Origin of the sequence: Streptomyces auratus (assembly GCF_050433025.1) — a bacterium.
GTDB classification, from domain to species: domain Bacteria; phylum Actinomycetota; class Actinomycetes; order Streptomycetales; family Streptomycetaceae; genus Streptomyces; species Streptomyces sioyaensis.
The window spans coordinates 2633641-2645873 of the sequence record NZ_JBNGCB010000003.1; the positions used below are offsets into that span (position 1 = coordinate 2633641).

Genomic DNA, 12233 nt, shown 5'->3' on the forward strand with positions numbered 1-12233 from the left:
GCAGGCTAGGCGAACGACCGTTAGCTGGAGCAGGGTCTCCGGCTGTGACGTTGCACTCGTTGACCCTTAGTGGTTCTTCCTGTTTTTGCGCGAGAACGGGCAGGTGGGACGGGTCGCCCGTATCGTGCCCCGTCCTGTTTTCCGGTACCGGACGCGCCTGCCCCGGCGCATGCGCCCGCTTCACTACGGTGGGCGCTGCACCCTCCCCCGAGCGCTTGAGGAGCAGGGGGATCTCCCCAGAGGAGCGCGATGTTCCGGGCGCCGCCGATCCGCGCCACCACCGTCGCCGGACTGCTTCTGCTCACCGCAGGGCTCGGGTGGCCGCTGTCACAGGACACCGCCCCCGGCTCCCGCCCGGACTGCACCGGACGCCGGATCGCCTCCTGGTCCGCCGATGTCCGGCATACGGCGGATTTCGCCCGTTATGGCAATGACAACACCCGGCTGGACGACTGGACCGGCGGCGACGGTACCCACTCGGTGCGCCTCCCCGACGGCCGCACCCTCTGGCTGTTCTCCGACACCTTCCTCGACCGGATCCATGAACCGCCCGGCCCGCACGGGGAAGGCCACCACCGGCGCACCTCCGGCACGGGCGCCGCGCCCCTCCTGCGGCACAACTCCGCCGTGGTGATGGCCCGTTCGGGTCGGCCGGAGCGCACCCTGACCGGCGGGACGGCGGCCGCTCCCGGGCCGTTCTTCCCCGACCCGCCGGGCGGCGGCCTGCGCTGGCCGGTCGGTGCGCGCGTGGAGCCCCGGGTGCCCGGCGCCACCCGGAAGGTCGTCCGCGTCCTGCTGTGGCGCCGCGCCCCCGGCACCGGGCCGTGGATCTTCGGCGAGCCGCGCGGCACCGAGGTCGCCACGCTCTCGCTGCCCGGACTGCATCTGGAGGGCATCACGGAGACCGTGGACCAGACCGCCGTCCCGGACCCGGGACGGCGGGTCCTCTACGGCACGGCGGCGGTCCGCGACGGCGGCTGGACCTATGTCTTCGGCGGCGACGACCCGCCGTCCTCGCCGGCCTCCAGCGCCTTCCTCGCACGGGTGCCGGCCGGGCGGCTGGCGGACCGCGGTGGCTGGCGGTTCTGGGACGGCGCCCGCTGGCAGCGGCGGGCCGGACGGGCCCGGCCGGTGCTGCGGGGCGGTGGCCGGCGCGGCGTCGGCAGCGCCTTCACCGTCGTGCGCGACGGCCCGGCCTGGGTGCTGATCACCATGGACACCGGCGGCGACGGCACGGCCGGGCTGCGGGCGCTCACCAGCTACTGGTCCTGCGCACCGCAGGGCCCCTGGCACGGTCCGCACGGCCGTCTCACCCCACCCCGTCCGCCCGCCGCCGACCCGCAGTACGTCGCCGTCTACAACCCGCAGGCGCACCCCGCCTTCACCGCGGACGGCGGGCTGCTGCTCAGCTACGACATCAACTGGCTCGGCCCGCCCGGCGTCCCGCCCGGCCCCCGGATCAACGGCGACGTGGAGCTGTACCGGCCGCGGTTCCTGCGGGTACGGCTGGCGCCGGATGCGCCGTGGTGACGGCCCGGCATGCCGTGCACCCGCGCCCGGCGTGCTCCGTTCCCCCGCCGGCGGGTCCCTCCGGAGCCGGTCTCAATTCCCGTGTTCCCGACGCCAGTTGAGTGCCTCCTCGTCGATGTCGAACGGGACGAGGTTCAGTGGCGGTCCGTCGAGGGGCGCCCGGAGTGCCGCGCGGATCCGCTCATTGATCTCGGACAGGATGCGGCGCAGCGCCGCCTCGCTGGGCGCCGCGGCCGCGGCCTTCCGGGCGTCCTCGGCCTCCTTGCGCAGGACCAGGCTCGGCGGCAGACAGGAGAGGTGCTCGCGGCTCATCTTCTCCTTGATCCACCACATCTCGTCGTACGGCTGGTCAAGGTGGGGGAGGGGCTTGCCGGCTCCCGTGAGCCCGTCGAAGGCGCCCCGCTCGGCCGCCTCGCGGATTTGCCGGTCGACCCAGGTCTCGAAGCTCACACCAGGGGGTTTGCGCTCGGTCATGGTCTGCGTCTCCCGAGGATTCAGGCGCCGGCCGGTCCGCTCCGTCCGGCGTGCGGGGAAGGCGGATGCCTGTCTTCACCGTAACGCGGGGCCGGAGCCGTGCGGACGGTCCGCGAGCCGGACGGCTCCCGCCGCCCGGGCGGGTACGGGCCGGGCCCGGCGGATCAGCCCGCCGGGCCCGATGTCCCGCCCACCGAGCCGGTGTCGCTCGAATCCGGGCCGGACTGCTGGGTGCCGGACGGGCTCGGCTCGACGACCGGGAAGGCGTTGTTGCCGCCGCACACCATCGGGCCGACGCGGACGGACTGGCCCACGAGGGTCACCGGCACCCGGCCCGGCGGCTTGTTCCCGGGCACCCGGGCGTTGGCCGCGGTGCACACCAGCTGGTTGAGCGAGGCGGAATCCAGCAGCTTGGCATTCATCGGCAGGGTGATCACGACGTTGCCGTCGCTGGTGTCGGCGGTCAGCCGGCCGGGAAAGTTCGGCAGCACGCTGGACAGACCGCGCATCCGCTCGGCGTGGTTCGGCCCCATCCGCAGCAGTTGGATGGCCTGCTCCGGATCCGCCGGTTCCTTCGCCGGCCGGGTCGCGGAGCGCAGCCCGTTGGGACCGTAGAAGAACAGCAGGACATCGGCCTCGGGCTGGCCCGGCGACTTCACACCGGTGGCGGGCTCGCCGGCGTCGATGACATCGGTGGGCGCGATACCGCAGCCGGCCAGCGCACCGGGGAGGACCCCGGCGAGGACCCCGGCGAGCACGACGCCCGGCAGATGCCGGCGGGCACGCAGCGCACGCAGGACGTTTCGGACGGAGGGGGTGCTCATACGGGGTTCGCCTTCCCGGCCGCGGGACGTGCGCCGTCCCGGTCGTCGTCCACGGCCGGCTCCATGGCCGGCTCCGCGGCCGCCCATCCGTCGTCCGGCGGACCGGAGCCTTCCTCGTCGGCCGGCTCGCCCGCCTCCTCCTGGCGCAGCGGCAGCTCTACGGTGAACACCGCACCGCCCCCGGGGGAATTGGCGGCGCGCAGGGTGCCGCCGTGCAGCCGGATGTTCTCCTGCGCGATGGCCAGCCCCAGGCCGCTGCCCTCCGAGCGGGCGCGGGCGGAGTCCGCCTTGTAGAAGCGGTCGAAGACATGCGGCAGCACCTCGGGGTCGATGCCGGGGCCGCTGTCGGAGATCTCGATCCGCAGCCGGTCCGCGCCCGGCTGCGGGGCGTGCAGCAGCACCCGGACCGGCTCACCGCCGTGATGCAGGGCGTTGCCGACCAGATTGGCGACCACCACATCGAGCCGCCGAGGATCGAGCCGGGCCCGTACGTCCGCCGGCAGCTCCGCGGTCACCCGTTGCTGCCAGGCCCTGGCCTGCAGCGTCTTGCGGATGGTCTCGGCGACGTCCACCTCGTCCAGATGGAGCGCCGCGGCCCCCGCGTCGAACCGTGACACCTCCATCAGGTCCTCCACCATCCGCGCCAGCTTCCCGGTCTCCTGGCTGATCAGCCGGACCGCGGAGGCGGTGTCGGGGTCGAGGGACTCGGCGTCCTCGTCGAGCACATCGGTCACCGCGGTCATCGCCGCCAGCGGTGTCCGCAGCTCGTGCGAGACATCGGCCGCGAACCGCCGGGAGTTGGACTCCAGACGGCGCAGCTCGGCCATGCTCTCCTCCAGCCGGGCCGCCATGTCGTTGAAGGTCCGCGACAGCTCGGCGAGTTCGTCGGCGCCCTTGACCTCCAGCCGGGTGTCCAGCTTGCCCTCGGCGATCCGCCCGGCTGCCTGCCGCAGACCGCGGACCGGCCGCAGCACCCCGCGCGCGGCGAGCAGCGCCAGGACCACGGTCAGCACCAGCACCGGCACCACGCCCCGTTGCGCGGCGCTCACCAGCGCCTCGACATTGGACTCCTCGGCGCTCAGCGGCAGCTGGGCGTAGACGGACAGCGCGGAGGCCCGGTTGTCGGACTCCCGTACCGGCATCCCGATCAGCAGCCAGGGATCCCCGCCGCGGTTCACCCGCTGGAAGGCCGGCACATGCCGCTTCTCCACGGACTCCTTGAGGCCGGTCGGTACCTCGAAGCCGCCCCGCAGACTGCCTTCGGTGTCCCGCACCCCGCGGTAGTGCACCGAGATGTCCCAGTCCCGTGACTTGCCCGAGCGCTCCAGCTGGAGCCGGAAGAAGTCCAGGTCGGCCTCGGACGGCGGGACCGGCAGCTCGGGGGCCAGCGAATTGACCTGCGCACGCAGGTCGTTGACGGCCGTGTCCTGGGAGCGCTGGAGGATGGCGTTACGGGCCTCCTGGTAGGTCAGCAGCGCGGTGGTCAGCGCACTGAGGACGGCCACCACCAGAAATCCGACGACGAGGCGGGCCCGCAGGCCACGCAGCAGTGTGCCGGTCGGTACCCGGCGGCCCGCGCGCTTCACAGGGGACCGAAGCGGTAACCGAAGCCGCGCACGGTCTGGACGTAACGCGGGCTGCGCGGGGTGTCCTCTATTTTCGTCCGCAGCCGCATGACACAGGCGTCCACCAGTCGCGCATCGCCGTGGTAGCTGTGCTCCCACACCTGCTCCAGCAACTGCTGGCGGCTGAAGACCTGCCCCGGGGTGGCGGACAGGAACAGCAGCAGCTTCATCTCCGAGGGAGCCAGCGGCAGGTCCTTGCCGGCCTTGCCCACGACCAGACCGGCCCGGTCTATGGCCAGTTCGCCGTAGGTCTCGACGGGGGCGGGGCCCGGCTCGGCGGCGGCCGGCGCCCCGTCGGTGGGAAGCGCGGTACGGCGCAGCACCGCACGGATGCGTGCTTCGAGGACCTCGCCGCGGGCCGGTTTGACGATGTAGTCGTCGGCCCCCGCCTCCAGTCCGAGCACCACGTCCAGATCGTCGCCCCGCGCGGTGAGCATGATGATCGGCAGCTGCCGCTCGGCCCGGATCAGCCGGCAGACCTGGAAGCCGTCCTTGCCGGGGAGCATCAGATCCAGCAGCACGATGTCCGGGCGGAAGGCCGGCAGCACGTCGAGGCCCTCCTCGCCGCTGGCCGCGGCCGCCACTTCGTGGCCGCGCCGCCGTAGCGCGAGGGACACCCCGTCCCGTACGGCGGCGTCGTCCTCGATCAGAAGTACACGTGGCATGGGTCCAGTATCAATAAGTTTCATGATGGATCCGTAACAGGAGCAGCCTCCCCGGCCCCCGGTGCATCTGTCGTGGTGCGAGGCGGCGTGCACAGCACCCGCCGCCGACCGCTACGGACACGAGCACGGTGACGAGGGAACGGGATCGGGAATGGCGAGGCGCTTCGGAGTTGAGAGCGGCATCATCGGAGTGACCGCGGCGGCGGTGGTATCCGTCGTGGTCGCGGGGGCACTTGCCTTCTCCAATGTCGGAGGCCCGTCCAAAGCAGAGGCGGAGGGCGTCGGGTCCGGCCAGCAGAAGGCGAAGCGGGCGGCGGCCCCGGTCGACTCCTCCATAGCCCACTCCTCGGACCGCCCCGGCCGCAGCCTGAACATCACCATCGACGACGGCCCGGACCCGGTGTGGACCCCGAAGGTGCTAGAGGTGTTGAAGAGGTACAACGTCAAAGCGGTCTTCTGCATGATCGGCCCGCAGGCCGAGGCGCACCCGGACCTGGTCAAGAAGGTGGTGGCCGCGGGGCACAAGCTCTGCGACCACACCGTCAGCCACAACACCGCCATGGACAAGAAGCCGCAGAGCTACCAGTCGCAGCAGATACTCGACGCCCAGAAGATGATCGAAAAGGCGGCGGGCGGTGCGCAGGTCGAGTACTACCGCGCTCCCGGCGGCGCCTTCACCCCCTACAGCCGCAAGCTGGCCGCGGACCAGGGCATGCGCCCGCTGGGCTGGAACATCGACAGCAAGGACTTCGAGGGCGGCACGGTCGAGAGGATCGAGTCGACCGTGCGCGGTGAACTCCCCACCCGGTCGGGCCCGACGGTCCTGTTCCACGATGGCGGCGGCGACCGCTCCCGGACCGTCGACTCCCTGAACCGGCTGCTGCCGTGGATGCAGAGTCAGGGCTTCGGGTTCGGCTTCCCCCAGCGCTGAGAGGCAGGCAGCGCAGCAGCACCGAAGACACATCGGGCCGGACACCTCGGGGTGTCCGGCCCTCGGTGCTGAAGGGGCCGGAGGCGGTGGATGGGTCGGATGGGCCGTTGGACAGGGTCGTTGGGCAGGGTCGTTGGGCAGGGCCGTTGGTCCCGCCGTCTCACGCCGCGCCGAACAGCTCCGCGAGGTCACGCTCCATGCCGAGGAACGCCGGCTCGCTGCCGGCGGGCACGGCCCGGTAGGAGCGGGCGAGGAACCGCCGGACGTCCGAGGTCTGCAACTGGACCATGGCGATGCCCTCGTCCGAATGAAACTCCATCACGGTCCGCTCCGGACCGGACGGCCGCACCCGCACATCGCCCCGGCCGGCGGGCCTGCGCAGCCCCTCGTCCAGCAGCTCACGGGCGAACGCCCAGTCCACCGCGGTGCCGTCCAGCGAGATCTCCGCCGGGAACGACATCCGCACCGCCAGCGGGTCCGCGGCCTGGTAGTGCAGCACTGCGGGCGCGGCGTGGGTGGAGGGAGCGGTGGCGATGAGGCGGACCTGGACGGCTTGGTCGATGACGCGGTGCATCGCGCTGCTCCCTCACGGCTGTCGAATCACGGGTAAAGGCTCATCCAGTAGGACGGTGTGCCCGCTCCCGCCGTGCACGCGACGGGTGTGTGAGGTATCTCATGGAGACGGCCAATTGACCTGGGGTCCGGGTTCGGGATGGGAGGCGAGGGCGCCGTGCCGTGGATCTTCTGATGGTGCCGTGCCGCGGATCCGGGGCGACGCAAGGGCCGCGCATCCGGGACGGCGCGACGCCAGCGGGCCGCGCACCCGGGACGACCGTGTGCGCCGCGGATGAACTCTCCCGGTGGGCCAGGGCCCGCCCGGCCCTGACCCACCGCACGCCCCTCAGGACAACCGCTGTTCCGGAACGGGGTGCCCCGGCTCCCCGGGGTGCACCAAGAACTCCTCCACGATCCCCGGGGCCGCCGCCGCGGCGAAGCCGGCGGCCTCGGTGGCCGCGAGGTCCGGGATGCGATACCCGTCCTCGCCGGCCGCGACCGCGGCGGTGAGCGCGACGAGGCCGGCCCGGCGGGTGAAGGGCGAGGTCGTGAACGTCCAGGCGGCGATGGCCTCGCGCTGGAGGGCGAGGGTGTCACGGCTGAAGGTGCCCGAGCGGGTGACCAGATACGGGCCGTCCACGCCGTGCCCCAGACTGCGGTACGCGTCCCGGGCCAGCCACAGCACCAGCGCCGTGGTGAGCGCCGCGTAGATCCAGGCGCAGTGCAGCAGGACGGGCGTGAACGCCGCACCGAGACCGGCGAGGACGGTGGTGCCGGGCAGCACCGCGAACAGCAGGCCACGCACCCGGCGCCGGCGCAGGGCGACGCGGGGGTGCGGCGCCAGCGCGACCGGTGCACCGCTGCCGGGGAACGGCGCCCGCAGGGTGCCGCCCGCCACCCGGAGCGCCTCCGTGCGGGGCGCCGGCGGCAGCAGACCACTGCGCTTGCGGTTCTCCTCCCGGTTGCCCAGACCACCGGCCACCGCCCGCACCATCGCCCCGCCGCCGGCCCGCAGCAGCAGCGGTTCGCGCAGCAACACCCCGCGCAGCCGGGCCCGTTCGAGGGTGACGGCGCGCGTGGTGAACAGTCCGCGGCGCACCCGCAGCGTGCGGGCGTCGGTCCACTCCAGGCAGTAGTTCCACCAGTTCTCGACGTACAGCACCACGGCGCCGACCGAGCCGAGGGCGAGGACGGCCAGCAGCACCGCCGGGACCGTCAGCCAGAGCGCGCCGGCGCCGAGTTCGGTGAACGCCCGCTGGACGAAGCCGAGTTTCCAGGGCTCGATGCCGATGCCGTCCAGCACCCGGTAGGCCGATCCGGCCACCACGAACACCCCGCCGATGACCCAGAAGGTGAGCGGCGCGTACCGCAGCCAACGCCAGTTGATGCGCGCCACCACCGGGTCGTTCGTGGCCGCCTCGGCATCGGCGTACGCCAGCAGCTCCGCACGCAGCCGTTCCGCTTCGGGGACCGCGAGCGCCTCCAGCGACAGCTCCTTGCTGCCGTCCCCCGAGCCCGCCGTGCCCGCCCGCAGCACGGTGACCCCCAGCAGCCGGTGCAGTGGCGAAGCCGTCAGATCGACGGTGCGGATCCGGTGCAGCGGCACACTGCGCAGCCGCCGGGTCAGCAGCCCGCTGCGGACATCGAAGGTGAGCGCGGCGCTCCCGCGGCCACCGCCGGCGCCGCCCGCCATGCCGTCGTCACGGCTCCCGGGCTCGGCGATCCGGAACTCCGTACGTGCCCAGCGGATCAGGCCGATCGTGGTCACCACGGCGAACGCCACGGCGAGGGCGGCGAGGGTGAACCAGGCCTTGGCGGTGATCCGGCCCCCGGTGGCCAGCGCCGTCAGTGCCAGCGAACCCAGCGGGGCGGCCAGCCAGCCGCAGTGCACCAGAAGGGTGCGCGGATCCAGCCGCCGCCACTCCGCGGTCCCGCCGCTGCCTTGGGTCGCATGCTCTGCGCCGGCGTGCGTTCCGGGCGCCTCGGGGCCCAGCGGAGCGCTCATGCCGCATCACCCGGCACATCCTGCGCGGCCTCGCCGATCCGCCGGGACAGCTCCTCGGCGTCCGCGTCGGACAGTCCCGCGATCTTGATGTCACCCGCCGTCGAGGCGGTGGTGACGGTCACGGTGGCCAGCCCGTACCGCCGCTGAAGGGGGCCGCGCACGGTGTCCACCGTCTGCACCCGGCTCAGCGGCGCGATCCGCCGCTTCTGCCAGAACCAGCCGCCCGCCGCGTAGACCGCCCGCTCGCCCAGCTCCCATGCGTGCACCGCGTACCGCCACCGCGGCATGACGAGGAGATAGCTCACGGCCGGCACCACGAGCACGACCAGCAGCAACGGCCCCAGCCACGGCAGCGCGCCGGGAAAGAAGAGGAGGGAGAGCACCGCCATGGTGAGCGCGACGAGCAGCATCGGGCCGCTGAGGGTCAGCAGCGCCTGAAGCGTCCACCAGCGGCGGGCCCGGGGATCGACGCGGTGGCGGGGTGGGCGTAGCAGCGCGGCGGCGTGCTCGGGCATGAAGGTCACCGGTTTCCAAGTCAAGCGTATTAAGTGCCGGTACGTTATAACGGTACAAGCGACTTGTAAAAGGGGCCGGGCTCCCCGAGCCGAAGCCCTGCCCGCGGGGCCGCGCAGCGAAGTGCCGTACGAGGGAGGTCAGCCGTGCCCAAGAAGGTGGACCACGAAGCCAGGCGCCAGGAGATCTCCGAGGCGCTGTGGCGGCTCGCGAGCACCCGCGGACTGGACGGCGCGAGCCTGCGCGATGTCGCCGCGGAGGCCGGTATCTCGCTCGGCCGGCTGCAGCACTACTTCCGTTCCAAGGACGAGATGCTGCTCTTCGCCCTCCAGCACATCAACCGGCTCGCCGGGGAGCGGATCCGCGCGCGCATCGAGGCGCTGCCCGAGGAGCCGACGCCCCGTGAGGTGCTGCGCGCCTGCCTGTCGGGCCTGCTGCCGCTGGACGAGAAGAGCCGGGTCGGGGTGCTGGTCGGCGCCGCCTACTTCGCCCGTGCCGTGTACGACGAGCCCCTGCGCGCCGAGGCGAAGAACGGCATCCCCCAGCTCCGCGCCTTGTTCGCGGACCAACTGCGACGGGCCGCGGAGCGCGGTGAACTCCCCCCGGAACGCGCCACCGAGGACGAGGCGATGCTGCTGATCAGCATGGTCGACGGCCTGTCCACGTATGTCCTGCTCGATGTGCACGGCCCCCGGACCGCACTGCGGCTGCTGGATCTGCATCTGGCGCAGCTTTTCGGGACGGAGGGGGCCGGGGGCGGGGATGCGGGTGCGCCGGCGTCGTACGGGGCCGGGGCCGGGGCCGGAGCCGACGCGGCGCCCGCTTCGGGCGAGGGGGCGGCGCCGCCGTCGCGCCCCGGGGAGGGTTCGGCGAAGGCGGCGGGCCGGGCCTGACCGGGCTGGGCCGGTCGGGCGAGATGGTGACCTTGCGATGTGGTGCTGTGGAGACGCGGTGGCGGCCGTACGGCCGCCGTGGCGGGGCGTTCCGCAGTCGTGGCGCGGCCGTTCCGCGACGCCGTCCGGACGCTGCGGCCCCGTCTACGCTTCCGGCCGCGGTGGCCGTCTACGCTTCGCGCAACAGCGCGGCGAGATCGGCCTCGACGTCCAGATGGCCTGCCTCGTCGCCCTTGGCGACCATCGCGTACGACCGGGTCAGAAAGGTCCGCAGCTCCTGCGCGTCGAACTGCACCACGGCCATGCCGCCGACGGCATGGAACTCCACGACCACCGCATCGGAGTCGTACGGCCAGATCTGCACATCGCCCGCCCCGGCCGGCGCGCACAGGCCCTCCTCCAGCAGGTCCCGCCCGAACGTCCAGGCCACTTCGGCGCCGTCCAGCGACGCGGAGGGCGGAAAGACCAAGCGCACCGCGAACGGATCGGCACGGTCGTATCGCAGGTTTGCCGGAATCACCTGCGACCGGGGAGCAGTCGCGATGAGACGGGCCTGAACGGCTTGGTCGATGACGCTGGACATCGCCGGCTCCCTTGCATTCGTTGCGGACACTTGCGTCTTTGGCCACTAGGACGCACGGGATATCGCGCTAGTGCATTGGATTCCTGCGTGACTTGCATCACGGGCCTTTGAATGTACGCATTTGCCCTCTTTGCTGTGTGCTCGGTGCGCGCACTCGGCGCTCGGGGACTCGATGTGACGGCATGTCAGGTGTGGGGTCGCGCCTCGATTCCGACCCCACGGCCACAGAGGGCTCTCCGGAGCGTGCGAGCAGTAACGGGCGACGGCGGCCGGTGGCGGTGCGCGGCGGTCTGGACGGGGCGGTCCCGCTGGGCTAGCTTCCAGCCCAAAACCGGAGCGGGGTGGGGCGAAATGCGGCGCACGGGACGTTTGTTGTGTCTGGGTACGGGCCGGGGGACGGGCCGGGGGCTGCGCCCACGCGGTGCCGGACGACGGGTGGCCCTCGTGGCCGGTGCGGCGGCGGCCCTCGCCACACTCGCGGCCGGCCCCGTCGCCGTGGCCCGGCCGGCAAACACCCCCACGAACGCGGCCTTTCCCCCGTCATACGCGACGACTCACGCCCCGGCCCGTGATGCGCTGTCGGCGGCCTCGCTCACCACCCCGCACGCCGGCTGGCGACTCAAGGACAGCGGCAGCACCGCCCGCTTCCGCGGCCTGGCGGCCGTCAGCCGTACGACGGCCTGGGCCGCCGGCTCGGCCGGTACCGTGCTGCGCACCCACGATGGCGGCAAGCACTGGAGCGACATCTCCCCACCCGGTGCCGGGGCGCTGGAGTTCCGCGACATCGAGGCGCTCGATGCGCGCCGCGCGGTCGTCCTCGCGATCGGCGAGGGTGCGGCCTCACGCGTCTTCCGTACCGAGGACGCGGGCGCCACCTGGACCGAAAGCTTCCGCAACCCCGACTCACGTGCCTTCTACGACTGCCTGACCTTCTTCGACCGGCGGCACGGCATCGCGCTCAGCGACCCCGTCGACGGCAAGTACCGCATCCTGTCCACCGGGGACGGCGGCCGCAGTTGGCGGGTACTGCCGTCGGACGGCATGCCGCCGGCCCAGCAGGGCGAGGCCGCCTTCGCCGCCAGTGGCCAGTGTCTGGTCTCCTCCGGGAGCCGTGACGCCTGGATCGCGACCGGCGGCGCAGCCACCGCCCGCGTCCTGCACACCGCGGATCGCGGCCGTACCTGGTCGGTCGCCGACACCCCGCTGCCCGCGGGCGACCCGGCACGAGGCGTCTTCGCGCTCGCCGTCCGCGACCGCGGCCACGCCCTCGCGGTCGGCGGCGACTATCGCCCCGATCAGCCCTCACCCCACGCCGCCGCGGCCAGCCACGACGCCGGCGCCACCTGGACGCCGGCCGTCGAACCCCCGAAGGCGTACCGCTCCGGCGCCGCCTGGCTGCCGTACTCCCGCCGCCTCGCCCTGGCGGTCGGCCCGTCCGGCAGTGATCTGACCCTCGACGGCGGGCGCACCTGGCACACCTTCGACAACGGCTCGTACGACACCGTCGACTGCGCCCCCGACCTGGGCTGCTGGGCCGCGGGCGAGCGGGGACGGATCGCGCGACTGGAACCGTGACGGCGAGGCGGCCGCGTTCCGTGTTTCCGCTGCTCCGGGCTCCGCCCGAGCGGCAACTCC

The 12233-nt window shown here is 73.0% G+C and carries 12 protein-coding genes; 4 read left to right on the forward strand and 8 right to left on the reverse strand.

The genetic code is table 11. The annotated features are described in order from the left end of the window. The first annotated feature begins 249 nt into the window (after nucleotides 1-249). Nucleotides 250-1530: a DUF5005 domain-containing protein gene (locus tag BKA18_RS31250; RefSeq protein WP_366044663.1), complete on the forward strand. Its 1281-nt coding sequence runs from the start codon at nucleotides 250-252 to the stop codon at nucleotides 1528-1530. Between the two features lie 72 nt (nucleotides 1531-1602). On the opposite strand, the gene BKA18_RS31255 is transcribed toward BKA18_RS31250, so the two are convergent. The 4 genes from BKA18_RS31255 to BKA18_RS31270 all read right to left on the reverse strand — a co-directional run bounded on the left by BKA18_RS31255 (nucleotide 1603) and on the right by BKA18_RS31270 (nucleotide 5118). Next, a complete protein-coding gene (locus BKA18_RS31255) occupies nucleotides 1603-2004 on the reverse strand; it encodes a DnaJ family domain-containing protein (RefSeq protein WP_366044661.1) in 402 nt (133 codons plus the stop codon). 164 nt (nucleotides 2005-2168) lie between these two features. Further along, nucleotides 2169-2828, reverse strand: a complete 660-nt coding sequence (locus tag BKA18_RS31260) for a hypothetical protein (RefSeq protein WP_366044660.1) — start codon at nucleotides 2826-2828, stop codon at nucleotides 2169-2171. Beyond that, nucleotides 2825-4414 (reverse strand): ATP-binding protein, encoded by a 1590-nt coding sequence (locus tag BKA18_RS31265; protein ID WP_366044659.1) that lies wholly within the window; start codon nucleotides 4412-4414, stop codon nucleotides 2825-2827. The genes BKA18_RS31260 and BKA18_RS31265 overlap by 4 nt, the downstream gene beginning before the upstream one ends. Then, nucleotides 4411-5118, reverse strand: coding sequence for a response regulator transcription factor (locus tag BKA18_RS31270; RefSeq protein WP_006602068.1), 708 nt, complete (start codon nucleotides 5116-5118; stop codon nucleotides 4411-4413). Before BKA18_RS31270 ends, BKA18_RS31265 begins: the two co-directional genes overlap by 4 nt. 151 nt (nucleotides 5119-5269) lie before the next feature. On the opposite strand from BKA18_RS31270, the gene BKA18_RS31275 reads away from it, so the two are divergent. Next, on the forward strand, nucleotides 5270-6049 hold the full coding sequence (locus tag BKA18_RS31275; protein ID WP_366044658.1) for a polysaccharide deacetylase family protein: 780 nt from the start codon (nucleotides 5270-5272) through the stop codon (nucleotides 6047-6049). A gap of 160 nt (nucleotides 6050-6209) precedes the next feature. Here the strand turns inward: BKA18_RS31275 and ssgD (BKA18_RS31280) are convergent, their stop codons facing one another. The 3 genes from ssgD (BKA18_RS31280) to BKA18_RS31290 all read right to left on the reverse strand — a co-directional run bounded on the left by ssgD (BKA18_RS31280) (nucleotide 6210) and on the right by BKA18_RS31290 (nucleotide 9124). After that, complete coding sequence (ssgD, locus tag BKA18_RS31280; RefSeq protein WP_096212098.1) at nucleotides 6210-6623, reverse strand: spore wall synthesis regulator SsgD; 414 nt, start codon at nucleotides 6621-6623, stop codon at nucleotides 6210-6212. Nucleotides 6624-6950: 327 nt separating this feature from the next. After that, nucleotides 6951-8609: a PH domain-containing protein gene (locus BKA18_RS31285; RefSeq protein WP_366044657.1), complete on the reverse strand. Its 1659-nt coding sequence runs from the start codon at nucleotides 8607-8609 to the stop codon at nucleotides 6951-6953. Then, nucleotides 8606-9124, reverse strand: a complete 519-nt coding sequence (locus tag BKA18_RS31290; RefSeq protein WP_040899723.1) for a PH domain-containing protein — start codon at nucleotides 9122-9124, stop codon at nucleotides 8606-8608. The genes BKA18_RS31285 and BKA18_RS31290 overlap by 4 nt, the downstream gene beginning before the upstream one ends. A gap of 144 nt (nucleotides 9125-9268) precedes the next feature. Here BKA18_RS31290 and BKA18_RS31295 point away from each other — a divergent pair, with 144 nt between their 5' ends. Continuing rightward, a complete protein-coding gene (locus BKA18_RS31295; protein WP_366044656.1) occupies nucleotides 9269-10015 on the forward strand; it encodes a TetR/AcrR family transcriptional regulator in 747 nt (248 codons plus the stop codon). 169 nt (nucleotides 10016-10184) lie between these two features. Here BKA18_RS31295 and ssgD (BKA18_RS31300) read toward each other — a convergent pair whose 3' ends face one another. Continuing rightward, nucleotides 10185-10598, reverse strand: a complete 414-nt coding sequence (ssgD, locus tag BKA18_RS31300) for a spore wall synthesis regulator SsgD (protein WP_366044655.1) — start codon at nucleotides 10596-10598, stop codon at nucleotides 10185-10187. A 435-nt stretch (nucleotides 10599-11033) separates the two neighbouring features. Here ssgD (BKA18_RS31300) and BKA18_RS31305 point away from each other — a divergent pair, with 435 nt between their 5' ends. Beyond that, nucleotides 11034-12173 carry a WD40/YVTN/BNR-like repeat-containing protein gene (locus BKA18_RS31305; protein ID WP_366044654.1) on the forward strand — a complete coding sequence of 380 codons (1140 nt, stop codon included), beginning with the start codon at nucleotides 11034-11036 and terminating at the stop codon, nucleotides 12171-12173. Nucleotides 12174-12233: the final 60 nt, after the last annotated feature.